The 26,989-nt window shown below is 67.3% G+C and carries 2 protein-coding genes; both read left to right on the top strand.

Annotation, left to right across the window (positions count from 1 at the left end; all coding sequences use genetic code 11):
- Positions 1–39: 39 nt before the first annotated feature.
- Positions 40–26,181: a LacI family DNA-binding transcriptional regulator gene (locus tag AB4Z47_RS28620; RefSeq protein ID WP_441955467.1), complete on the top strand. Its 26,142-nt coding sequence runs from the start codon at positions 40–42 to the stop codon at positions 26,179–26,181.
- A 209-nt stretch (positions 26,182–26,390) separates the two neighbouring features.
- Positions 26,391–26,843 (top strand): hypothetical protein, encoded by a 453-nt coding sequence (locus AB4Z47_RS28615; RefSeq protein WP_441955465.1) that lies wholly within the window; start codon positions 26,391–26,393, stop codon positions 26,841–26,843.
- The last annotated feature ends 146 nt before the right edge of the window (positions 26,844–26,989 follow it).

Raw genomic sequence — 26,989 nt, 5'->3', positions numbered from 1 at the left:
GTTTGGGTTTCGGTGCAGGACCCGCTGACGGTTCTGGGGGTGACGGTGACCGGGCGGGAGTCCGCGGATGTGCCGGTACGCCCCGACGGGGCGCTGCCCGCTCATGTGGCGCAGCTGCTGGGTGCCGACGTGGCGGCGGCGGTAGAGGAGGTCAAGGTCGGACGTAGAAGACCAGCGACTGGTGAAAGTTCTGCGTCGCAACCGGACGACGGTGCTCGACAGGGCCGGGAGGAGGGAGACGAAACCTCCGCGCACGCCGACGGTTCCATGCTGGATCCGATCGAACCGGATGGGTTTGTCGCGTCCCCCATGGAACAGACAAATTCCGCCGCTCGGCGATCCCAGGTGCAACGGTTGTATGCCGTTCATGTCGAGGGCGGCAATGCATGGCGGCGGGCTCGTATACTTGCAAAGTTTTTGGACTTGCCGGATCAGCGGCTACGCCCGGAGTATCGGGAACCGGTGATCACCGAGCTTGGTGTGCTCGCAGACGGGCGAGGACGGGAAGCGAAGGAGGCGGCTGAGCTCCGCGAGGTGCTGGCTCGCCATGAGCAGATCTCGACGAAGATTGCCGAGTTGACCCGGCTCGACGGAGCCTGGTGGCAGGCGGCGTTGGTGCACCGCTTGGTGCAGGCCCGAGCGCGAGAGATCTCCGAAGCGCTGGATCGGCGGGATTCGGAGTCGACTGCCGAGCTGACGCGGCTGCGGAAAGCGGTCGAGCAGGCGGAAAGAGACCTGAAACGAGCCGATCGGCGACTGGAAGCGGGACTGTCGAAGCACCGACCGGGCCCAGAGTCGGTCGATCCGATCGAGGTGTCCGAAGATCCGTGCGGTGCCATGGCGATTATGGCGGTGGCGGCGCTCACTGGAAATCCGAATATCCAACTGGTGGAACGCGATACCTCGCTTTCGGGTACCTATGACTTCGAGGCATCGGCAGCGCTTGGTGCCCGCGAGAAGTTGGTCGAGGATTATTCGGAATTGCGAACGATTATTCCCGAGAATGGAATGGTGTACGAGGGTGAAAGTTATTCCGAGCCCTGGGGTGGTCATACCAATCTGATTGTCTCCCTGGGCGGGTATCCGATCGTGATCAGCAATGCCGGTGTAGTTATCGACGATTTTCCGCCGGTACCGAGCGGTGAACTGGCAGAAATTTCGACCTTCGTGCTCGGTCCGGATGGGGCAGCGCAATCACCGCTGTCGGAGGACAACCGTGACCGGTTGCGTGAGCTTTCACAGCAGCTGGGTGATTTGAAGGCAGCAGCTCCGGACGGCATGACCAGCGATGAGTTCCGAGCCACGATCGGCCGGAAGAAGCCCTGGCGAAGTGTCCGCCATGAGGCCAGGAAGGTGGAAGTAGCGGAGCGTAGGCTGCAGCGCGGCTCCGATGCTTCCGCGGGATCGCAGCAGCCGGTTCTCGCCGATCCGGTGATCCCGAAGGTGCTGGAACGGGTGCGTCAGCTGCTGGGAGAAGAACCTGCGCCGGATCCGCTACCGCCGGATCCGCGGCAGTCCACTGCGGATGCTGCTGCTGCGCGCAACGCCGAAGTTGTGATCAGTCCGGACTCCGCACCACAGGACCAGGCCGACCGGGCGACGGATTCCGCGGCAGCGCTGCAGGCCGAGAACAGCGGCTACGACCAGGTGCCGCCGCAACTGCCGCTGTGGCAGGCGGTGGCGGTGGACGCCGGGGTGCCGGTGGGCACGGTGCTGTGCGTGCAGAAAGGCATTGCGGTGCAACCGGAGATCGCCGCGGCGGTCACCGAGGCAGCACAGCAGCACGGGCTGAGCCTCCCGCCGACGGTCGTGGTGGACCCGGAGGCGGCGAAGGCTCCGTACCCGTATGCCACGCCGCAGGAAGTGGCTGCCGCGGCTGCGGTTTCGGTGGCGACGGTGCGAGAGGTGGTGTCCCGGCAGCAGCCGGTGCGCGACCTGTCGCACCGTCGTGCGCTGGCCGCGATGCTGCAGCTGAGCTACCGGGAGCGGCCCGCCGACCTGGGTGGGGTCGGAAACCGGGATCGGGTGGCCCGGGTGGCCGCGGCGGCCGAGGTGAGCGTCGCGACGGTCCGGCTGTTCCTGGACGGGCATATCGGCTTGGAAACACAGGATGGCGACAAGGTTTTCGAGGCGATCCAGGAAACAGCGAACTGGGCTCCGGCCTCGCTCGACGGACTGGCCGCGATGATCGGTGCCGGGCCGATGTTCACCGGTCTGGCGCGCAGCAGCATCGGCGAATCGGTATCCGAGCCGGCGGTCGACCACGGCGACGGTGCGGTCGAGGTGCCCGCGCCGGAGCTCACCGCGGCCGAAGTCCGGGAGGGGCTGCAGGAGATACAGCGACTGCTCGGGAAGTCCAAGACATCCGTGGCACAGCAGGTGACGACTGCTGCGGAGGTGCCGGTCGAGCAGGTCGCGAACTTCCTCGCCGGCCGCCCGGTGACTACCGTGGAAGGGGCGGACGCCGCTCAGCTCGAGCAGCGGATCCGGGCAGCCGCCGAAGAGCTGGGCCACCACCGGATTCCGGGGCCGGGGACGCAAGAAGCGGCGGCCTGGGTGGCCGGGTGCACGACCACATCGGTCGCCAATGTGCGCCATGGCCAGCCGGTGAGCGCGAACATGGAGCAGCGGGTTCGCCTTGCGGCCCGGATCGTCGGCTACCCACTGCCGGGCCCAGGGCAGGCACCGGCCGAATCGCCGACCGAGCCGCGCCGCAAGCCGCCTGGCCTTATCGGCCTGACGTTCGGCATGACCGTGCTGGCTACAACGCTGCTGTTCCAGAATCGGGCCGGCGGCGGCCGGGGCGATGATCCGGACCCGATTCCGGCAGTAGGCGACGGGACTGCGGAAAACGGTAATCCGGCATCGGAGTCGACCTATGTGCTGGACGGCGATCCGGCCATATTGCACGCCCAGCTGAACCCGTCGCCGGACGAGTTCCCGGCTAGCCGCGAGGGGTATCAGCTCCCGGTGGCTCCCGTGCTGAGCGGTGTTCCTGCGTCGGCCGTCGGCGCTGTAGACGGCGACCTGGGAATGTTGGAATCAGCCACGGAGGCCGTTCTGGCCGTCTCCGCAGGCGAACTGCGCCCGGGAAGCGTGCTCAGCGACACCGACGAGTCCGGAGTCGTCACCGAACGATTGCCGCTGCACACCGACACCGGCAGCGTCGTGGCGGAGGTGCAGGTCGACTCGAATGCTCCCGCGACAACGGCCGTGCGTATCGACCTGGACGCCGAACGTCCCGCTCGCGTTGCTGCGACCCGGGAAGTGGTCCGGACCCTGACCCAGGACTGGACCACCACGCCTACCGCCTTGTCGGCGGCCTTGGCTGGAGTGGAAGCGGAACTCGGTGCGGTCGCCTCCGCTGCCGCCGGTCGCGCGCAGGTGGCGGTCTCCGGTGAGCCCGGCAACCGCATGCTGACCATCTGGGTCCGCACCCGCCGGAACTTCACGAGTTGGACGGTGTCGGAGGCCGACGCGGCGGTGTCGGAGGCCGATCCGGCGAGTGCCCCCGCGCAGTTGCAGGAGCTGGACCGGCCGGGGGCTTCGGTGCGGATCGAGACCGTCCCGCTCACCCCGACCGGCGCGGAGATGCTGGGTATCCCCGCATGGGAGCAGCACCTGACTGGGCCGAATCGGGTCTGTGGTCGCGAGGTGCAGCTGAAGTTCCGACAGCTGATCGGGGACCGGATCGACCCGGTGGCCATGAGCCGGGGCCTGGCCACGGACGGGATGACCGACGCGGAATTCGCTACCGGCCTGCAGGCGGGGTGGCGTGAACAACCGTTCGGTCGGGGTGCGGCCGGCTTGCTCGCGGCGGTGGACGCGGTGCGCAATGGCGGGCTGGGTGCGGTCGCGATCGTGGCCGATCACGGCACGATCGGTGCGCATGCCGCGGGTGCGATGAAGGTGACCGAGAAGCTGCGCGCCGCGAACCAGGCTCTGCGGGAGGTCGGTCTCGGCGAGACGGTGGTGTTCGACGACGCCAACGGTGGCTGGATCATCGGTCACGAGGCGATCCTTGCCTGGGCAGCGCGGACCGGCGGTGCCGCCCGGATTCTCGGCCTCGAATTCGCCGAAAACCTGGAAGCCGCCGAAGAATTCGATCCCGACAACGCGGGATTCGGCCTGGAAGCCACCATCGGCGCGCAGCCCGCGCTGTTGGGCCCGTTGCGCGTCGGCGCCGACCCCGTGGCGCAGGTACAGGGGTTGATAGACGCCCAGATCGTGGAACAGGCATATCGGGGCGAGCGGGAACTCGAACTGGATCTTTTGCTCAGACCGGGAATGCGTGACGGCGTGAGCGCGGGTGCGGCGCAGATAGCCGATCTGCTGCGAGCGCGCAACTGGCCGGAAGACCAGGTCGAGGCCGCCCGCAAATTGGTGCGCTACGCCGCTCACGATGTTTTCGACTACTTGGAACGCTATCGGACGTGGGTCGAGCAGTCCGGGAAGCCGGATCCCACCGTGCCGCCGGTGAAGATCCTGGTCAAGACCGCGACCGGACCTCGCGGTCACCGGACTCTGCATGTCTCTGTCGAATCTTCCATGGCCCGGGGAGCGGAGTTCGGCGACGGTGTGAGGTTTGCCGGATACGGCAGCAATGATGTCGGTCCGCTGACCCGTGAAGTGCTGCGGTCGGTCACCCACAACAGCATCGGCACCGGAATCGGCGTCGAAAGTGGCATCACGCAGTGGGGTGAGGTGTGGATGACATTCCACGCTCAACCGGACCGAAGTCGGCCGCCGTATCCGCGATCCCCCCTGGACGGTTGGGACCAGCCGCGGCAGCAGCCGAGTGCGCGAGAACAGCGCAAGCGCATCGTCGATGCGCTCTTCGAGGAATTCCACATCAGGGTTTACGGCTGGGACGATGACGAGATTCCGGTGCATGCGCTCGAGTCCGTCGATCGTGCACTGCGCGACCGCATCGCCGAATACGGCACCGCGTTCCATCTACGTGATGTGCATATCGTCAGTTCCAGCGGGCTGCTCGGCACAGCGGATACCCGGGGAGTGAATTCGTCCGGCACTGTCGGAACCTACGGCACGATTACCCTCAGTCGGGAAATGCTGGTCCATCCGGAGCCGGCCGCCACCCAGGTTTTCGAGGCCGGAAAACCCGGTTTTTTTGCCAGTGTTTCCGACTTGTTCGCGCCGTGGGCGGGCAACGAGATCTACCGGACCGTGGTGCACGAGTTCACCCACGTGCTGGACCGGTCCGAAGGCGGCCGGAAGAGCGGCGACCTTGCCTCGGCGTTGCGCAAGGCGTACCGGATCTTCCGCAGGGAAGGGCTGATCGACCCGAAGCTGAGCTATCGGGAATGGGTGCGGCAGCTTCCGGGATACGGCTTCAAGGAAGAACAGGTTCCTGCCGTCCTGAAAATGCTTCGGTCGAGCCGGATTACCGCGCTGTTCAAGAAGCTCAACACCGCCGAGGCTTTCGCGGAGGGCGCGCTCGAGGGCTTGACGAACGGTAAGCTGCCGTTGTCGCATCCGTCCCGAATTGTGCATGCGATGACGCATGGCTTCTCGCCTACGGCGATTGCCGAGTTGCTCGTGCAGTGGGGCCACGAGACCACCGATGGTAAACAGGCGGACACGGCGCCGTATCAGCGGCCACAGCCGGACATCGACAACAACCAGGTGGTATCCCACCTCCGGGCTGCCGAGCATCTGGCCGACAACCGAATCTGCGGCGGCGAGTTGCAGCTGAAGTTCGAGCAGCTGCTCGGTGCCCGGAAAGCCGATGGCATCGAACCGATTCCGGTCGATCGGCAGCTGGCTTTGGCCGGTATGACCGACGTGGACCTGGCCGCCCACCTGCCCGCGGGTCGGCGGGCCGGGTGGCGGGCGGAGCCGTTCGGCCGGGGTGCAGCCGGGGTGCTCGCAGCCTTGGCTGCGGTGCGCGACGGTGGTCGCGGCGCGGTTGCACTGGTAGCGGACTACGGCGAGATCGGTGCGCATGCCGGCGGATTCATGCGGGTTACCCAGGCGTTGGCGGCGGCGAACCCGCAGCTGCGGGTGGGACAGGTGGTGGCGTTCGACAACGCCGACCCGTTTGCCCGCCGCAACGGGGGTTGGATCATCGATCCCGAACAGATCGCGGCCTGGGCGGTGCGCTTCGCCGGCCGTAACGCGGTGATCCAGGGCCTCGAACTCGACGAGGAACTCGAGCCGCTGGTCGAATTCGCCGACCGCCCGAGTGTCGGCATCGAAGGCCCGATCGGTGCGCCGGTGGACGAGGACTTCGGGGTCGGCCACTCGGCTGGCAGCGACCGCTACACCTTCTCTGATGTCAGTGGCGCCGAGCGGGTTTCGGCCGAGTTGGATGCCAATGGGGTGTTGACTTTCCAAATCAGGGCCGGGTATGACACGCCCAGTGCGCAGCGGTTGTTCGATGACATGATGGCGCACTTCGGGGACCGGGTGCGTGGGGTCCGGGTGACTTGGACTCCGGACGACGTCGGGCAGACCGCGGGGCTGGCGAAGTTCAACGAACTGGTCAGGCAGTGGCAGGATGCCGGCGGCCTGGTCGGCGTGGACGAGGTGCTTCGTACGGCGGCGGGCGGTACCTGGACCGGGCGGATGCTCGCCCGTGAGGGCTATGGCTTCACCGCGATCACCATCGAAAGCATGGTGGGCTCGCCGGGAGGGTGTATCTCGGCGACGGTGTCGTTCACGTGGCCGAAACAGGTTGCCGCGCCGCAGCAGGAAGTGGTCAGCGGGATGGTCGGCACCCTGCTGGGCAACGACGAAGTGCAGCTGCCCGGCGAACAGGTCGGGGTGGAACGGGCCGGCCCGGGTTGGCGCGTCCGGGGAATGTTGCGCAAGCTGCTGCACAGCAAGCACATCGCTGCGGCACAGGTGGGTTCCGCGAAACCCGGCGTGCTCGACTGGGACGGCTCGGTGCCGAAGTTCATCGAACTCGTCGAACCTGCGGCTGATGGTTCGTTGCCGCTGTTGGTGATGAGCGCATACCCGGACCGGACCGCGCTCGCCGTGACGGTGCCGCGGGGCCGGGCCGACCGGGTCGGACTCGCGATGAACCTGCTGCCGGATCTGATTCCGGACTGGTGGGACCCGAAGGGGATCGATCGGGTGTTGGCTGCGATGGTGCGGCACACCGGCGGCCTGGCCGCCGCGGTGGGAACTGGCGGCGAAATCGTCTTCACCGTGACCGGCGAACCCGGCGATCGGCGGCTGACGATCGTTATCGCGCAGTACGAAGGACCGGTCCGAACCATCGCGATCGACGAACGCAGCGGCGAACTGGACGTCGACTTCGATCCGCCGGCCGGGACCGGTGAGCGCACCCGGCCCCGAGCCGTCAAGGCTCCGCCGGAGCGGGAGCCGGTGACCGCGGCACAGGTCGAGGCGATCGAACGTCGCGACGAGCTGGCGCAAGAACTGGGCATTCCGTGGGAGCATGCCGCGGCGCGTCTGGACCAGGACCGCCACGACCTGGCCCGGCGGTTGGGAATAGATCCGCTACACCTGCACTGGCCGAACCTGGTGCGCGACGTCTTCGGCCGGGTCGACACCATGCTGTCGTATCTGGACGACGAGGCCTGGCGGACCGTGCACGAGACGCGGCCGCTCGGTGCGTTGGCGGAGTGGTTCAAGACCACCCTGGAGCAGGGCTCGCAGCTCAACGCCGAGCACGCCCGGAAGCAGGGATTCGAGATGCGGTCCTGGCAAGGTAGTCCGCCGGACCCGAAGCAGTGGTGGGATCCGAGCCTGGCGGAGCTGCTCGGTGTCTCGAAGCCGAAGCTTTGGGTCAGCAACGGCAAGGAGTCGCCGCTGAGCCATCTCGCCACGATGGGCAATGACCTGACGGTGACCTTGCTGGGCAAGCTCGCCGGGAAAATCGTGCGGCTGACCGAGCTGGTCGATCTGGTCGACCGCACCAACCCCCACGCAACCGCGCTGAAGCTGGATCGGCTGCTGACCGAGCGCGCCGCGCAGCGCAAGGCGGCGGCCGACACCGCGGGCCACGATCTGCTGTGGACGCCGCTACCCGGCCATGAGGAACGCGATGTGGCGGCCCGTCGGGTGCTGGCGGTGGTTGCTCAGATTCGCAGGTGGGCACCGTATTTGGTGGCGGACCTGGACGGTGTGACCGAGCAGACCCTGACAGAGGGCCGGCTGGCGGCGGTGTTGGATCAGGTGCGCGCCCTGCCGTTCGGGCCGCGCAGGGTCGATGCGTTGTTCGAGGAGCTGGAAGACCACGCTCTGGACTTCCAGGCGAAACACCGCGTCCTGGTGGAGTTCCAGGAGTACCTGCGCTGGGGCGCCGAAATCGGGCGACTGAGCACGATATTGGCCGAACTCGGACCGTCGGAGGTGTCCACCGAGGTCTTCGACAGTCTCTCCTACGAAGCCAAGCATGCCGTCGCCCGTGCTGAAAGTTCCCGTGAAGGTCTGGTTTTCGACACCGAGACGGCTGCCCGTGCTCAGTTCGCGGGCTCGGATGGTCGCATCCGCACCACGAATGCTGTGCTGCTGGTCGATCGACTGACCGTCGATACCGAACTCACCGCAGCGAACCCGGACACCTGGCGGCGCACCCGGACCGTCGCGCCGGGCAGCCGGTGGGCACTCGCGCCGTCCTCGGCCAGCCGAATCGCCGGCCGGGAACGGCTGCACCTGTGGGTTCCCGGTGGCATCGAGGTCGACTGGGACGGCTACAACCGGCAGCTGAACGTCCACGAGGAGTTGCAGTGGGTCCCCACCCGCGTCTTCGAGGATGCCGACAACCTGCGCCATGTCTACGGCGTCGCCCGTCGCCGCTGGGCTACCGCGGCACATGTGGCCCGGTTCGCCGGGATCAGCCAGTCGACGCTCTACCGGGCCCTGTCGCGCAACCCCGAACACATCGCCCAGACCACTGTGGAGCTGGCGCGCGCGGCCGTCCGGTTCACCGGCTTCCGCCCGGTTCGCCTGGACATCAGCCACATTCACGGCCCACAGGCCGAGACGACCTCCTACGCGGTGCCGGAAGACTCGCCCAGTGCGGTGGCCACGGCTCGCGCGGTCGCGCCCAACCAGTGTGGCCCGCTGCTGCTGCGGCTGCTGCAGGCGCAGAACCCCGACATCGACGCGCCCGACAACGTCGGCCTGGGCGGCATGTACGTCAGCGACATCGTCCGCCGCCTGCCCGGCGTGGACGATCCTGCCGAGGCCCTGGCCCTGGGCCGCCGGTTCCAGGTCGGCGATCAACACCCACACCAGCATGCGGAGCAGGCCCTGCGCCAGTTGGTCGCCTCCTTGCGCGAGGACCAGCAAGAGGGCGTCGGCATCCTGCTCTTCGACCGCTTCGGTCAGGAGATCGCCGGCGTCGAAGGCCACGCGCTGCGGCTGGTGTGGCGGGATGGCGATGTCCACCTCGAAGACCCGGGCAAGGGCATCCGCGGCCCGCTGCGGGAAGTCGGCGACCCCACCGACCCGGCGGTGACCGGCTTCCTCGCCCTGGCCCACGACGCCAACGGCAAACCCATCGCCATGGCCGCCGGGGATGTCACGCTGGAAGGGGAGGCTGGCGGGGAAGGGGTGCCGGACTTCCGGGTCGGGTTGGAGTTGACCGGACGCCACCGCAGGCCGGAGCCGGTCGTGATACCGGGTGGGGCCGAAGCGCAGGCCCGAGTGCGGGCGGTGTCGGATGCGCTCGACACTCTCGATGCGAACGTCAGGGCGGAGATCAACCGGGTGCTCGACGGAGCGCTGAGTCTTCCCGGGACCCGGCTGCGACCGGCGCGGGCGCCCATCGGAGGGCGGCTGATCACCGTCGTCGACTCGGCCGGTGCGCTGTTGACGGTGCGGATTACCGGTCCGGACGTTGCGGTGGACCTGCCGTGGTCGGGACTGTCCGAGCTGGACGAACGCACCCGTGGCCTGATCGTCGCGGCGGCGGTCGATGCACTGCACCGGGACAAGACCGCCCCGGAACGGCTCGGTGCGATCCGGCCGGTGGTCGGGCTGCGCCGCCACAGCATGATGGTGCTGCAGGAGCGCAGCGCGGATCCGGCAACCGCGCAACTGCTGCGCTCCGGCTCGGCGACGCGCACCCGATTGCACGCCGAGCTCGCGGCGGCGCGGGCGGCCGCGGTGAAGCTGCTGGCTGTGCCGCGCCCGGCGGGCGAGACGACCGCGGCAGAGCTGCAGCAGCTGGTCGCATCGTTGACCGCCGCGGGCAGGGAGGTGCCTGCCGAGCTGAATCAGCCTTTCGAGCTGCTGATTCGGCTCGAGGAGATCGAGCATCACGAAGAATTGACGCGGCGGCTGTCGACACTGCAGCACCGGTTGTTCGACGCCTTCCAGCGGGCGCGCCGCGGCACCGGCACCGTCGAAGAATTGCAACGAGTAGCGGACGCGGTCGCGCGCATCGATACGATCGCCGCGGACCTGCTGGCGCAGCGGAATCGAGCGCCGCGCCTGGAGCCGGTCCGGGGCCGCACGGTCGCGGAGATGCTGGCGGACTATGGCCTGCTGACCGATCAGATCCCGATCAGTGCGAATCTCATGGCCTGGTTGCGCGCCGAGCGTGACCAAGTTCGGTTCGAGCTGGCCGGCCGGCTGGGCAGGGGGGAAGTACCCGAGCCATCGGCCTTGACCGAGGACGACCCGATCTTCCTGAGCGATGCGCAATTGGAGGCCGTGGCGCCGACTCCGGCGATGCCGCTCGACGATGCCTTGATCGTGCTCGAGGAGGCATCCACCGCGCCCAAGCCCGCTTCGCTGATAGCCCTTGACCCGGAGGCGGCGCGTCAGGCCTTCGCCAATGCCGAAACGTTGGGCAAGATTCCGCATGAACCCACCGTGCGGGTGCCCGACCTCGCGGACTCGCAGCGTTGGGTGGCGCAACCGACGGATGCCGAGCCAACGGATCCGAATGCCGACACGGTGTCACTGCCGCGGCAGCAGAGCCTCCGGGATCTGACCGCCGCCGAGTTCAGCGAGAAGTGGAGTGCCCTGGCCGCGGATGCCACCCGGTTCCAGGAACTGCGGCGACTGATCCTGCACATGAACCGGCTACACGACCATGCGCAGGAGCTGGCGCTGCTCGAGGCCGACCTGGCCGCCGAATGGCAGTCCCCGCAGCTGCAGGCGGTATTGACCCCCGTCGTCGAACCCGACGACGGCAGTATGTCGAAGGGCGTCCGGGTCGCGAAGGTACTGGCGCCGAACCCGACCGATGCGATGGCGCCGGCGCTGGAGGCCTGGCAGTGGGTCATCGAGCAGCTGGCGGACTGGCCGAGCGCCAGGGTCGATATCGTCGGGCCGGAGTTGGCCAGGGTGGTCGAGCGGGCCGCCGGCGAGGGCCGGCTGGTGACGGTGCTGTTGGAACAGACCGATACCAAACCCGCCCGGACCGCGCGGATGTGGGTGCTCGTCATGCACCCAGCCGGCACCGACGCCGCGGTGGCGGACTTCGACAGCACCGAGCCCGCCTTCGAGATCGGGTTCGAGCTTGCCGAGACCCCGCGGTTGCCCGCCGAGTTGCAATCGGCGCTGAGCTCGGTCTCCTACCAGACCCTCAGCAACGGCGATGAACGTGCAATCCTGGTGCGCTCCAAGCAGATCCCGCAGATCGCTGCCGCGCTGGCCGAGCACGCCAACCCTGACCTGGCACTGACCCCCGAAGAAAACCGGGAGCTCCTCGAGGCCGCGCTGCGTCAGTTGGTGATCGCCAACCACCTTGGTCTGGTGGCCGACGAGCCCACCGAGCTGAGCGCGGAGAACGTAACCTTCCCGGTCGGTGCCGAGGCAGTGCGGCTGCGGGTCTACGCGCTGCAGGAGGACGACTTCAAGGCAGGCATGCGTGGCCTGGGGCTGGTCCGGAAGACCGATGTCGGTCCGGTCGTCCTGGACGAACTCGTCGCCGCGGTCAAGCGAGAGCAAGAACAACCCCGGTCGAAGCAAGCCCGCCCGGCCGAGCAGGTCGAGGCGCCGAAGCCGCCGCCGCGGGAAGCGCCCGAACCGGTGTCCTATGCCGAGCGGGTGGCCGCGATTCAGGAGGCGCTGCGGTCGACCGAACCCACCGTTGCACCCGACCCGGACGCGCAACCTGCTGGCAACCCGACCCCGCGGGATGCGGTCACCGACCCGATCCAGTCACGGCGGCTGCTGTTGGAGGAGCAGACGGCAAAGGCTCTCGCCCAGCACGGTTTCGAGGTCTTCCAGAACCCGGAGGTGTCCGGCTCCCGCAACCCGGACCTGCGGATCGGACCGGGCGAGGGCCGGATCTTCGACACCTACTCGCCGATCTCGAACAGTGTCGACACCATCCACTACGGCATCTACTACAAGGTCGAGGTCAAACGTCAGGCCGGCCGGATCATGGTGAACCTGGCCGATACCGACGTCACGCCGGAAGCGATCAACGCCGCACTGCGCAGACACCAGATCCCCGGCTTGCTCGAGGTCTTGGCGGTCACCAAGGAAAACGAGGTCGTTCCGGTATTCCGCCGCGCAACCGACCTCCCGGACCGGGAATACGCCGATTCCGACCTGCCCGAGTCGGACCCGGTCGACAGCGAGGGGACGGCAGGCTACCGGCACATGGTCCGGGAGGACTTCGGCAACTGCGCGCTGGACGGATTGCGCTACGGCGCAGAAGAACTGGGCCTGCCGATCGACCCCACTTTGCTGCCCGCGTTCGGCCCCGACGTGGTCAAGTACGGACTGGACCTGGAGCTCGCCGCCCGGGTGCGGGGCGCGAAACCGCGGGTACTCGGTTCGGTGGCCGAGATGGCAGAGCGGATCCCCAAGGGTGGCGCCACCGACGGCGTGGTGAAGTGGGCCGAGGCGCGGATCGGTCACCTGTTCGTCCTGAACCGGGACGACACCGGGCAGCTCTGGGTATTCGAACGGCGCGCCGGCCTGGTGCAGCGGGTCAAGTTCGAGGAGTGGGAGCACAACCCGGACGAACTCCATGCCGACCTGGTGCTCGGCATGGAATTCGATGCCGCCAGGCAGCCGCTGGACGCTTTGGCGGCCGACGAGGAACTGGTGCTCCCGGAGCTGAACGGCGAGCGGCTGGGGCTGTGGGGTGCACCGCCCGCGACACCCGATGGCAGCGCCGGAGCGGAATGGCAGCGCCGGTTGTTCCTGCGCTATCGGAATATGGTGCTGGCGCAGGTGGCTCCGCGGGCACAGGGGCAGCAGAACCCGCCGGGGCTGATCGAGGACGTCCTGCGGAAAACGTTCCGGAAGCTGAGCCGTGAGGCAATCGGGCAGCCGGCGGACGCAGATCTGAGTGCGCGCGCGGTACAGCTGGCGTTGGAAACACTGGAATACGAGCAGTTCCGATACGGATTCCGGCGATTCCGCGTCAGCATCGCCGAAGACGCGACTAATGCCGATGCCTATTCGGCGCTGTCTCGGGCCAGCCTGCGTCAGATGTGGGCCGGTATACAGCGGCTGTCAGCGGGAGAGAAGCAGGCAATCCTGTTGCGCTACCTCGCCGGAGTGCGGGGGACCGGGCTGAGCGAACTGATGCCGGTCGGTGAGACCGCCACGAAGTCGATGTTGCGCCGTGGGGTCCGCGAGATCGCGGCTGCAGTACAGACCGAGCAAGCGCAGCACCCGATCGAGGTTGAGCAACAAGAGTCCGTGCAGTCCCGACCGGATGCCCCGACGGTGACCTTGGCCCAGATTGCGGACGAGGCCGGTGTCAGTATCACGACGGCGCAACGAGCTGTCCATGACCGCAGGGTGGGGATAGCAGAGCAGACCCGGCTCCGGGTGCGGGAAATCGCCGCGAGACGTGGTTATCCGATGGGGGACAGGGAAATAGCGCGGCCTGGAGATCTGTCCCGGCGGGTCACTTTGACGGATCTTTCGGAAGCGTCCGGGCTGGGGCTACGCGATATCCATGACATCCTCGCGGGTAAACAGATACCGCGGCTGGCGACCATGAAGCGGCTGCGAAGGGCAGCCGAACAGATTGATTTCGATTTCGACGGCGCGACCGAGAAATCGAGCGCGAAAAAACCGCGAGCCACCCTGGAACAGGTGGCTCGTCGGGCCGGCGTGAATATCGGTACGGCCAGCCGGGTGATCCGGAACTTGTCGGTGGCACCAGGAGAGGCCGCGGCGGTGATGAAGGCCGCTGTCGAGCTGAATTATGAAACCACCAGTACCTACATCCGTCGTGCTCCGGATCAGGTGCTGTGGTCGGAGCACCTGCACAGCCCCGGGGAACAGATCTGTGGCCGGCTGGCACAGATGCAGGCGCAGGACTTCCTGGGTGCCGCGGGCGACGGGATCCACCCACTGATGGATCCCACCGTCGCTACCCGCGGCATGACCGGCGATGAATACGCAATGGGCTTCGATGCCGATTGGGCTGAGAACCCGTTCGGCATCGGCACCGCCGGATTGGAAGCGGTTGTCGAACATGTCCGGGACCACGACGGCTTGATCGCGGGCACGATGAACTTCGGTGCGACCGGCGCGCATGCGTTTGTGGTGTTCAAGGTGACCCAGGATTATCTCGACCGCCACCCGGAATCGGGGTTGACCCTGGACGAGGTCGTGGTATTCGATAACGCCGCGGGTGGTTTGCTGCACGGCAAGGCGGTGCGGGACTGGGTACTGCGTGCCGATGACGAAGAAGTCGGCGAGGTGCACGGGATCATTTTCGGCGCTGCCGGTGAGCCGGAGTCCCGTCTGAACGGCGGAACTCCGACCCCCGGTCGCGGCCCGACCGGCCGACGGATCGGCCACCGGCCTGAGCTGCCGCAAAGCCCGGAACCCGGGTCGGACGCCGACCCGCCGGATTCGCGGGCCGACATAGCGGACATCGGTCCGCAGGAAGGCGCGGATGGCATCGATCCGGACTTGCCGGAAGCGATTGCCGAAGTATCGAATCAGGCCGACCCGGCGGCGGTTGCCATGCTCCGCTGGGCATTGCGCCACGACCTCCCTGCGTTGTGGGCCTGCCTGGATGAGCTGCCGACGCTCACCACCGTCGACCTGCTCGAGGACCGGCGCGGTGTTACCTCTGCGCTGGCCGAGCTGTTGCGGGCCCGGCTGGGGTTGTCACGTTCTGCCGAACCGGAGCTCGGTGGCGGTCGGATCACTCAGGCGGATGTCGCACGTGCGGCCGGGACGACTCAGCCCTTGGTCTCGGATGCGCTGCGGGGCAAACTGCGGGCGTTGACCCAAGAGCGTGCGGATCGTATTCGCGCGACGGCCTTCCTGCTGGGATATACGGACCCGACTCCGATGCCAGCGGTCACCGAAGGTGAGCGGGTTTACCAATCCGATGTCGACGAGGCAACTTTCGCGGATAACCGCAAGTTGGCCGCCGCAGCCAGGGCGGGCGACGAAGCCGCGCTGGACCGGCTGGTCGAGCGCCACCGGTATCCGGTGTACCGGCGGGTTGCCGGTGTCACCGGCAACCGGACGGTAATCGACACCGTTGTCGCCGAGGCGCTGCTGCGGATACGGCACGGCATCGGAACCTTGTCGGCGAGCCAGGATGTATCCGGTTGGGTCGACTCGGTCGTCACGCAATTGCTGCATGGACAAGAAGAATCCGAACAGGTATTCGGCCTGCGGCAAGCGTTGGAAACAATGGCGACGACCGATACGCAGCGCTGGGTGCTGTCCCAGGCCGATGCCGACGAGCTGCACCGCGCGCTGTCGGCACTGAGTCCCGCGCGTCGCGCGGTGCTGCTGTCGGTGATCGGCAGTTCCGAGAAATCCCATCCCAAGGCGCTCGCCGCGGCCGCGCGATCGCTGGGCATGGACGTCGACACGGACGCGGTCGATCGGATGGTGGACAACGCGATCCGGCAGTTGACCGCGACGCTCGACGCCGGCGCAACCGATCCCGGTGACCCTGTTTCCGAGCTGACCGATGCGGAAGCGTTTCTGCTGCTGGAAGCCGTCCACGAACACGACCGAGCCGTGTTGGAACCCCATATCGCGCACCTCGGCTACGACGAATTGCCATTTTTCACCCTGTTTTTCGATGAGGGTGCGACCTACGCGGAGATGGCGCGACGGCTCCGGTTGCCGGAAGAAGAGGTTGTCCACAGGCTGAATGAGCTCGCCCGCGGAATGGTCGGCCGACTGCCTGCCGGTCTGCGGGACTGCTACCCCGAAGCGGGACAGCTGCGGCGCGCGGAATGGGCAGATGTGGCGCGTGAAGCGGGGGTCGACGAGTCCGCCGCCGAACTGATCTTCCAAGGCCGCGACGACCAGGCCGACCCGGCGGCGCACCGGCGGGTGCAGGCGGCAGCGCAGCGGCTCGGTATGACCCGTGCCCGCCCGGCGGTGGTTCTCGACGCCACTGCGGCGGCGGATCTGCCCGAGGTAAGGCCGCCGGTGGCAACTATTCGCGACGCTGTCGAACCGGAGCAGCCGCAGCGGCGCGAAAACGATCTGGCCGCGATCGAGACCGCACACAAGAAAGACCTGACGGTTGCCGCTCGCCAGCTACCCGGTCAGAGTGAGCAGCGGGTGGACTTCCGCCGGAAGAACCCGGTGACGCAGGCACAATTGGCCGCGGTGGCCGGAGTCAGCCAGGCTGTGGTGAATCGGGTGTTGAAGGGCGACCCCAAGGTCACCCCGGAACTGGCGAAGCGGGTGTGGGTCGCGGTCAAGGAGCTCGGGTACCAGAAGGTCGGGCGCTCGGTCACTCAGGCGGATGTAGCGCTCCGAGCCGGGGTGAGCCTGTGGGTGGTGTCTCGGGCCCTGCACGGTGACCCTGCGGTGCAGGAATCGACGGTGCGACACATCCGACGGGCCGCTGCGGAGCTGGGGTATCACGCGGATGCACTTGCGGAGCAGACCACGGACTCGGTGCGCGATGAGGCTACCCGGGAGACTGCGGCAGTCGCGCTTCCGCAGCAGCCGACCGACGGTACCGCTTCGTATCTCCGTTCCGATGCCGTCGAGGATGAAGCAACGGATCTTCCTGCTCCGGATTCGGCGGGCGATGCGCAGGTGCAGGCTTTCGGTCGGTTGCGTGGGCGGTTCGAGGCCACGGTGTACCGGCGATTGGTACAGCTGACCCAGTTGCCGACGATGGCTCGTGCGTTGACCCAGGAAGTGTTCGAGAAGGCTCGGGTGAACCCGGATATCGACTCCGAGAAGTCACTGCTCGCAGTGACTCATCGGGTGTTCGACAGCAACTACGAGGCAGTGCACGCCGAGCATGTCAAGCAGCGGATTCTGGCCGCTTTCTCAGCCGGAAAACATGTGTCCGAGGTGGATCCGCGCCGCACGGCGCTGCTCGAGGCGGATGCCCGGGGGTTGGTGGACCTGCTCAGGGGCTTTTCCCGTGTTGCGCCGGAGCTGAGACGGTATTTCCTGACCGGCGAATCACCGGCCGGGTGGTCGGGGACTGATTCCGAATTTCCCCTGGTGTCGATGCGGCTGCGACGGCTTGCGGCCAGGTTGGGGCGGGCGTTGCTCGGCGAGTCGGAGTCCGATCCGGCCGAGGCCGAGACTACGACGGACCCCGCCGAGCCGATCGAGCAGCCTGCTGCGGGGATGTCGATGGGGCAGGCTTGGGCGATCGTCGAGAATGCGTTGGAGTTCCGGCTGGCTACTGTGCTGGATCGAATCGCGGATTTGCCGCCGGCTCAGAAAACCTTCGCTGAACTGAGGCTGCTGGCGGGATACACGGTCGAACAGGTTATCGCCGAGACGGATTCGGGACAGCAAGCTGTCCACACTCTGCAGCAGCGAACTATTCTTACGTTGGCGAAATCTGTTGCGCGCGAAGCTGACCTCCGACCCACTGTGCACCGGGTACTGCCCGGTGGGGAAATCCGGATGGGTGAGGCATGGGCGGTCGTCGAAGACGCGTTGGAAAACCGGCGTCAGCTGGTATTGGACTTGATCGCGAACATGCCCGAGCGGCTGCAGTTATTCGCCGGACTTCGGTTGCTGGACGGGATGGATTCGGCATCGACCCGCGAGGCCATGGGTGCGGGCCGGCATGGGGTCGACGATCTGCAGAAGCGGGCGCTACGCGGTTTGGCGGCGCAGCTGTCGGTGGACAACGCTTCGCTGTCCACCGTATGGGAGCTCGTCCGCACTGCCGTAGCAACCCGGCGGGGGGTAGTAGCGAAGCTGATTGCCCAACTGCCTGCTCGAAACCGGGAATACCTCACGCTGCGGTTGCTGTCGGGTTTGACGGTCGAGCAGACCATCCAGGTGATGCGGATCAGCAAGAGTCTGGCCTACAACCTGCAAAGTCGGTTGTTGCGACCGTTGGCCAGGGAACTGTTCCGATCAACGGCGCCCAAGGGCGGTGGTCACCTCGCGCTGAACGGGTGTGTCCCGGAGGCTTTCGTCCAGTTGGAGCGGGAACAGGGCCCGGACCTGGTGAATTGGCGAAAGCTCGGCGAAGTTACCGCGGCAGGGGTGTCCGGGGATCGCATCGTCAAAGCACTGCGCGGGCATCGTCCGGTCGAGTTCCGAAGCAGGCAGGCCGTCGCCGAGGAGCTGAAAAGCCGTAAAGCCGGAGCGACAGCCGTGGTATTCGAGGAGTACGACGGCATCGGAATGGGTCATGCGCTGACGCTGGTGCACGTTGGTGGCGGGCGGATCATGGTGTCGGAAAACGGCCGCAAGAAAAATTTCGTGCCGGGCCGCCAGCCGGCCGGGGTGACCAGATTGTGGGCAGCAGTATTCGAGGACAACGCCGCGGTGAAATTCCCGACCGTTCCCGGCTGGCGGCGGCGGGCATTCCCAGCCGACCTGCACTTCGGTCGGGGTCCGCACGAATCGGGAGATATTCCGGAAGATCCGGAGAATGGCCACCGACCGCCGTTCGATCAGCAGGTCCTGGATCCGCCCGGCCCGTCGCGCGGGGCGCAGGCACGGCCGGACCTGCCCATCCCGCCCGTGGCGACCGCGACGCTGGTCCGACGTGACCTGGTAGGAGTCGCTGTCGACCCGTGGTCGCGAGAACCGCGGTCGGAGGACGAGACCGCCGGGGTGGTGACCGGTGTCGGCGAATCGGGTCAGCAGTCCGCCGCAGTGGCAGTGACCGCGGATGACAGTGGACCCGGCAGCGCCGCTCTGGTGCTGCATGCGGTCGAGGCGAAAGGCCTCTGGCACGAGGAAATCAAGTCGGTAATGCCGACACCACTGATCCGTGTCGCATTGAACGATTGCACCGCGGAATTCAAGATTGTCTACAGCATTTACCCAGGATCTTACGTCCAGGTCTTCGTCGTCTACACCCATCCGCCGTTGACGGACGGCGACTTCCACATAATTCGGCGACTGCTCGAATCCGCGATGCTCGACCGGTTCCCGGGGCACCGCATCGAATTCGAAGAGTATTACCTCGGTGGTGCCGGACCGACGCGGGACATCGCCTCGACCGAACATCCCTTCCGGACGACGAATTGGACCCCGGCCGAGGATGGTTGGCAGGCCGAGCTGGTATTCGAGACAGATGGGGCGGATCCGGACGACCGCTACGACGAGGACGACCCGGATGGTCCCCAGAACGGGGCCCAGATCGCGGGCAGCTGGCTGACCGAACGGTTGACCGAAACCAGTTGGGGCACCCCGGAACGGATCGCAACCGCAAGTGCGGCACTGCGCGCGTTGACCCCGGAGGCGGCGAACGCGGACACCGGCGAGGTTCGGATCACCCTGACGGCAACCGATCGCACCGGCGCGATCCGGGTGGAGCTGCTCGAGAACAACACTGGTCCCCACAATTTGGCCGGACTGACAGGCGTCGACGACGCGGGTGTCGAGGTCCGCGCCGACGGCCGGCGGTCGACCTGGTTCACCGTGCGCGGAACCGACGACGATGGTGGTGGAAGACCTGAACCCGGTCCGCCACCACGCGGGGGGACACCGGCACCTCCGGCCCCGTCCATCGAAGAAGCGGTAGCGGTGCAGACCGCAGAGCTCGGAGACGACATCGGCTTGGCGCAGGCCCGCGAGATAGCAGCCGCGGCGATCCGCGACGATTTCTGGTCGCGGGTACTGGCTCGGTTGGTGCAGCAGACCGGTGATCCGGTGCTGGCAGCGCGGTTGGCGGACGAGGTGTTCGCCGAGTTCGAAGCCGCCGCGCCTGCGGAGCAACGCAATCCCGGCGTCTTGTGGGGCAAGCTGGTAGGGCAGGTTGTCGGCGAGCATCGGTGGTGGGACCGGTTGCGGCGCGCGGCGGTAGCCAGTGGGGTGGCGGCGAATGTGGACGTGCGGGTGCTGCGCGCGGCGCTGCGGAAGGTTCCCCAGACCGAGCTGCGGGTGCTGCAGCATCGCTACCGCGAAGGCATGGGGGTCGAAGCAGTGGCCGCGGCGATGCGCCCGCTGACCCCCGCGAAGATTCGGGCGCTGGAAACCGCGGCGGTGGCCAGGTTTGTCCGGGCGGTGCACGACCGGATCGCGGCGGAACCCGCTGCGGCAGTGGATGTGCCCGCCGAAACGCCGGTGGCGAAATCTGCGGCAGAGATGTTCGCCGGAACGCCGGCCGCGGCGCTCACCCCGGTCGACGAGGTGCCCGCCGAACCGGTGGCCAGTGCTCAGCGGACCGAGGACGACCCGGCACAGGCCCAGCTGATGATCGTGCGCAGCGGGTCGGTTCCCGAGATCGCTGCGGAAATCGGCTACGGCCCGGCAGCGGTGTGGGTGCTGCACGAGCAGATGGTTCCCCGGGTGCTCGAGCTGTTGGCCGGTGTGCCGCGTCCGGAGGGGATCGACGATGCCGGCTGGCTGCACCAGGTGTGGCCGCAGCACCTCGACGTGCTGGCCCGCTTCGCCCGGCGGTTGAGTCCGGAGCAACAGCAGATCATCCACCTGCGCACGGTGACCGGCCACACCCGGCCCGAGGCTGCGGCTGCGGCGGGGATCGCACTGCGCACCGGTGACAGTCGGTTGTTCGCCGCCAACCAGCGGCTGACCGAGGTGCTGGCCGGCGCCGAGGTCGCGGCGTTGGATGAGATGCTGGCCGTGGTGGCTGCGGCTCCGCCGGTGGCGGTGGCCGACTGTGTGGTGCAACTGGATTCTCGAGCCCAGCGCGAGGTGTTCACCCAGCGTTTCCAACTGGGCCTGGACCGGATACAAACCGCGGCTCGGTTGGGCAAGCGGCTCCGGGAGGTCGAGCGGCTCGAACGCCAGGCGCTCGCCGCGGTGGCCACGATACTGTCCGCGGACGATGAGCCGAGCAGCCGACGCCGGTTTGCGGCACCGACGGATGGGACGTCGTGGCACAGTTCGGTGCGCTCGGATGATTGGCAGCTGACTCGAACCAGTGGGGGGTTGTCGCAACCGCAGTTGCCTTATATCTGCGGCCCGGTGGCGTTCCGGTTCGGTGGTGAACAGCTCGGGCTGCCGGTGGATATTCCGTCGTCACAGGATGCGCCCATCCGGGCGAAGGGGATGACCGGGTGGGAGATCGCGAAGGCCGCCCGCGGCAAATGGCAGCGCTTCCGCACCTTGCAGCAGATGGCCGATCTGGCCGCCGACGGCGAAGTGGTCTACGGCGCCGCCAATTTCGGTGGTGCCGCGGGCGGTCACCTGTTCGTGGTGTACAAGAACCCGGAAGACGGCGCGGTATGGGTGTACGAGGGCGTCGGCGAGGAGATCGTGCATGTCCCGTTCGCGCAATGGGTACCGCCGGTCGGCGCCGTAGGATTCGCGGGCATCGTCTTCGGTGCGGACAAGAAACCACGCTTGCCGCTGCCTGCCAATGTCGGCCCGGACGGCGATATCGGGGTCGGCTTCCCGGAGTGGGTCGGACACCGCGCCGCTCCGAACGCCGACAGTGACCCACCGCCGGACCCTGCGGTGCTGGCCGCCGCACTGCACCGGCTCGGGATGGGTGGCGTCGACGAAATGCTGCTACCCGATCCGACCCCGGTGGCCGAATCCGTGGTCCCGGCCGCCCGAACCCGCGCTGAGGACAACGTTTTACTGTGGTACGGCGGTAGTTCCGAGGTGGAACGGGCGACGGTGCAGGCCACCTTGGTGGCACACCATCCGGACGTGTTGCGCAAGACGGTGGGTGTCGATGCGGTGACCGTCGATGTCCTCAACCGGGCCGCTATCAGCGCCGAGCAAGCCGAGCTGGCCGGTGTGGAGCTGACTGCCTCGCAACGGGATCGGTCGAATGAATTGGCTGTCGTGCAGGAGGCGTCCGACAGCGCCGATGTCGGCGCCCGGCAGCACACCGGGCAACCGGCGCGGTTGGTGTCCTTCGGGGATCCGGTCGACACGGGTCCGCATGGGCGGTTCGTCTTCGAGCTCGGCGATCCGGCCACCGCGGACCGAGTGATCTACTTCGTGCCGGAAACCGCTACCAGCCGGGCCGAGGTGCGAGAGCTGATGTCGGCGGCGGTGGATCTGCTGGCGGCGGAAAGTCAGGGCGGTACGCGGGTGGCCGTGGTGCTGGTCGGCCGCTACGACGATGCCGAGCACACCCGTCCGCGTTTCGCCGACCAGCATGTCGGCATCCAGACCGACGCGGTCGCGGTGGCTCAGCTGGTCGCCGCGAACAATCGGACCCGACAGGTCCGATTCCCCGACGCCGATCCGCAGCACGTGGAAACCGTCACCACCGGTGACGGTTACGGTGTCGTGTTCTTCGCTCACGAACATGACGGTTTCGCCGAAGGGATCAACCACAATCGGCGGCTGGGTGACGACAACGATTCGGCCAGGCCGCGTCCCCGACGGTCGGCGGCCGTCGCAACCGAGGAACAGCGGGAAATCGCACAGCAGTCTTGGAATGCCTTGGGCCTGAACCGTTCCCCGGCCGCGGTGATGCAGTGGTGGTACGACCTGGAGCCCGAGCAGACCGAGGCGTTGGTGCTGGCGTTGCCGGAGCGGATTTTCGACCTCCATGGCGTGGGTCCCCGGGAACGGGACGCGGCGATCGAATTGCTGCTGGCCCGCGGCGGCGGCACCGACGAACAACAGCAGATGCACCGGGAACTGGACCGCGCCAGGGAGCGGGTCGCCGCGGAACTCGACCGAACCGAGCCGACCGCGGAATTCGACGAGCAAGGCCCCGACACCGAGTTCGAGCAGCCTTCGCCGACCCCGGTGACGGCCCTGTCCTGGGACCTGCCGTCGCACCGGGGTAACCCGTTTGTCGTTGTCGGACATATCGATCCGGTCGCAACACGGGTGCCCGCACAGCGGATCGTGGTGGTGGTGTCCGGCATCCAGGGGCCGGCGATGTTCCGGGCGGGCATCGAGCAGGCAATCGAGACCCACCGGCAGTACGCCGCGCAGGGCAGCGACACCGCGGTGGTGGTGTGGCAGGGCCGTGACCCGGGCCAGCTGGCCCGCGACCTGGTGGGCCTACTGACATCGCGTGCCTATGCCGCCGAGGTCTACGGCGTCGACATGCCGGTCGTCGAGATCATCGCCGACGATGCCGGCGCCGCGGTGGCCTGGGCGGCCTGGAGTGACCAGCGGCTCAGCGACTACCGCAGTGTGGTGCGCCCACCCGGCGGGCGCGACGGCCAGGACGCCGACCCGAACCGATTGCACCCGACGGAGTCCGATCTGGGCCGGGCGCTGGAGTGGCTGCGCGACGATTACTACTCGCACGGGGTGCGCAACCTGCAAGGTTTGCTCGGCCTGCAGCTCGACCCGCTCGGCTGGGACCGAGGCGACCTGCTGCCCGCGGATTCCCCGCAGCGTGCAGCGGCAGTCGCTCGACGTAATCAGCTGTGGCGGGCGGTGGCCTACGCGGTTCCCGATGCCCCATCCGTCGATCTGCGCGATGGGGACGTGGTCGAACAGGTGCTGGCGGACCTGGATGCGCGCACGGAGCTGACCGCGGCCCAGCGGGCCGTGATCGAGGAATTCCGTCGGGTGCAGTTGCCGCTGGCTACCGTTGGTCGGTTCGAGCGGCTGCAGCGACGGCTTCGGTTGATCGCCACCCTGGGGGAGCGACTGTCATCCGACTACAACCGGGCCGAGCAGTGGCCGGGCGCACTCGAACAGTTCCGCGAGTTCGCCGCCGAAGCCCGCCGAATCGAAGAACTGGCACAGGATCTGGAGCGCGCCGAGAAACTGAATGTAGGGCTGCGCCCGGTGCGCGGTGGGCCGGTGGATCTGGGCGAGGGCATCGCATTGGGGCCGGATCTGCGCCAGGGCAAGGCTCTGGTGGCGAAGTGGCAGGCCGAACACGACCGGCTCGCGGAGGATCTGTCGACTTTCCACCTGCTGGACACCGAGGCGCTGTCGGCAGAAGAGTTGGAAGCCGCCGCGCCGGAAGATCTGCAGGCCGTGGCACCGGACTGGCCGGACCTGCTGGAGGGTTCAAACCAGCTCTGGCTGCGCGAACGTGCCAGGATGGTCACCCGTTTCCGGCATCTGCACGAAGCGCTCGACATGCTCGACCGGGTCGCGCAACGCGATGCCGCGGTACGCGAATGCGGCGAGCTGCTGGATGAGGCGCTGGTGGCTTTGCTCGGGGAACCGCACCTGCGGCAGCCGGCGCCGGACCACGGCGAGCAGGCCGCGCTGCTCGGTGCAGACGCGGCCGACGCCCGCGCGGCGGCTGCGCTGCGCCGCGCGGGCTTGATCGACGGCAACCTACGGTTGGACCGGTTCCAGGTCGCACTGGATCGGTTGCAGGCGGGTGAGCTCCAGCGTCTGCACGGGATGACAGCGCTGGCGGAAGCCGAATTCCTCACCGCCGCCGGTCGCTCCGAAGAATTTGTGGATGAGCAGCGGTTGGACCAGCTGGTCGCGGCGGCCCAGCGCAACCCGACCGAGGCCACGGCCGCTGCGGTGGCGCATATCGGCGAGCTGGATGCCGCGTTGGCCGTGGTGCACCGATTCGCCGCCGACGACGCCCGGGTCCGCAGTATCGACTCGGCATATCAGGCGGTGGCCACGGTGTTCTCCCGAATCGGGGAACAGTCCCAACGCTTCACCGAACTGGCGCAAGCGCACCGGGCCCGGTTCAGCCAGGACAGTGGCCTGCTGTCCGCCGGGCCGGAAGCGGTCGGGGATTTGCGTCGTCGACGCAACCAGGTGCGCCGGGAATTGGCCCGGTTGTGGGGGGTGCGCGCCGAGCACCTGACCGAAGCCCAAGTGCGTGCCCGGCTCGAGACGATCACCGAGCCGCAGTGGTCCGAAATCGATCTGGCACAACGGTATCTGGGCCTGCGGGCGCTGCTGGAAACCGCCGAGGAGCATGGGCGATGGAACGCCGTCCGACTCGAGCTCGATTCGCTGGCGTCATTCCGCGATCTCGCGCCGCGGGTAGTGGAATCCCTCGCCGCTACCGCGCTCCGACTCGACACGCATGTGCAGCAACAAGCCGAGCTGCTGGCCGAACACCCGGAGCTGGACACCCGGGCCGGCCGCCGACATGTGGCGCAGGCGGCGACTCTCGAAGCGCTGAATGCTCTGCTCACGGCGTTGCGCGCGCACGGGCATGAAGTACCGTTGCCGTTCAGCGACATGCATGTTCGGCAGCTCCTGCAAGGACTGCCGCACAGTATGCTCGTCACCGACCCAGCCTTGGTCGAGCTGGCCAGTGAGGTGCTGACCCGCGCCGAACACCAGTATGCCGCACAGCGTTTCGCCAACCTGGCCGACGAAATCCAGCGCCTCGATCAAGCGTTGGCCACCGCTGCGGCCACGATCGTCGAGCGGGTCGCCGATGCCGACGGCACCGGGCTCGGCACGGTGGCCTACCGCCGTCCGGACGGCGGCCTGGGCGAACACCTCTGGGGCCACGGCGACAAGGAATGCCTCCTGGAATCCGGCCGCGACGCCTGGGGCACCACGTCCGCCATGCCACCGCAGAGGCTCGCAGTCCCGGCGGGCTCGGGAGGCGTGCTGCTGAGCAATGCCACGCGAGTGGTCGGTGCGAACTGGGACGATAACCTGACTTCGCTGACCGATGCCCGCCACCACGTTGACCTGCACGGCGGATCGGTGGTCGCGGTGCTGATCTTCGAAGGCGTCGACGATCAATCCCCACAATGGGCCCATGCGGTGAACATCAAACGCAACAAGGCCGGCGCGGTGATCGTCCACGAATTCGGTAAGGACATTCCGTTCGACATCTGGATGCAGTCCGCCCCGGAAGGCGTGGCAGCGGTCAAGTGCATGACCTTCGGCCGCTTCGGCCCGGTGGATCCTTACGTCGAGGACCAACAACATGCCGAGCTGCCCCCGGAATTCGCCAATGTCCGGGTCGGTGCCCGCCGCCGTGTATAGCAGCGATGGCAGCGACAAGAGGCCGACCTGGAGGATAAGCGTCGGGTTCTCGAGGCGGGCGCCGGTGGCGGTGATGGAGCGACAACAAAGGACAGCGCCACTGAAATCACAGCTACAGCTGACATTCAACCGCTACGCGAGGCACTTGTCCGCTCGACCGATATCTCATATTTTCCGATCGGGAACCCTTCTTCGCATTCCCCGAGACCATGGTCCGATCGGAGATCGACGCGGTCCGGACCCAGTTTGCTGCGTTACGGCAAAAATTTGAACAACTCGGCTTTGGTGATTGGCACCGCGGAGCCATGAAGGAAATATCCCGGCAAAGAGAGTATGCCCCGATAGCCAGGTACCCCAACCCGTACAGCTCTACAACGTACAGGGATGCCGACTTCGAAGGGATAGCCGGCTCGGTCGACCCTGACGGCGTTCTACATTTCCTGGTGCATGCGACGGACCGCACGCCCGCTGGAAATGTGATGTTCGGTCGCTTGATGGACAGCATCGGCGATCAGGTGCGGGCCATCAAGGGTTGGTGGTCACCCGGACTCGGGCCGTCCGACAACCTCGTCAGCTTCAACACAGCTGTACGGGATTTGCACCTCTCGCCAGAGGATGCCGCACGCACCGGCACGTTTACCGGAAAGATGGCCACCCGATGACGGCGCTCGCTGAATTTCCCCACTGACGCTCATCGAAATTCCCATTTGTCCCGTGTGGCTCCGCCGTGAAGGGCGGGCCTCCTCCGAAGCTGGTGGTTACCACACCTGACCAGCTCTTTCGTTCGGAGGAGGCCCGCTTTTCCATG

Source organism: Nocardia sp. 2TAF39 (assembly GCF_052114905.1).
Classification (GTDB): domain Bacteria; phylum Actinomycetota; class Actinomycetes; order Mycobacteriales; family Mycobacteriaceae; genus Nocardia.
The sequence above is the reverse complement of the archived record's forward strand: the minus strand, read 5'-3'. Positions and strand labels throughout refer to the sequence as shown.

Coding starts and splice junctions, on each gene's coding strand:
- AB4Z47_RS28615 (WP_441955465.1), top strand. CDS start 26,391: ATGGTCCGATCGGAGATCGACGCGGTCCGGACCCAGTTTGCTGCGTTA.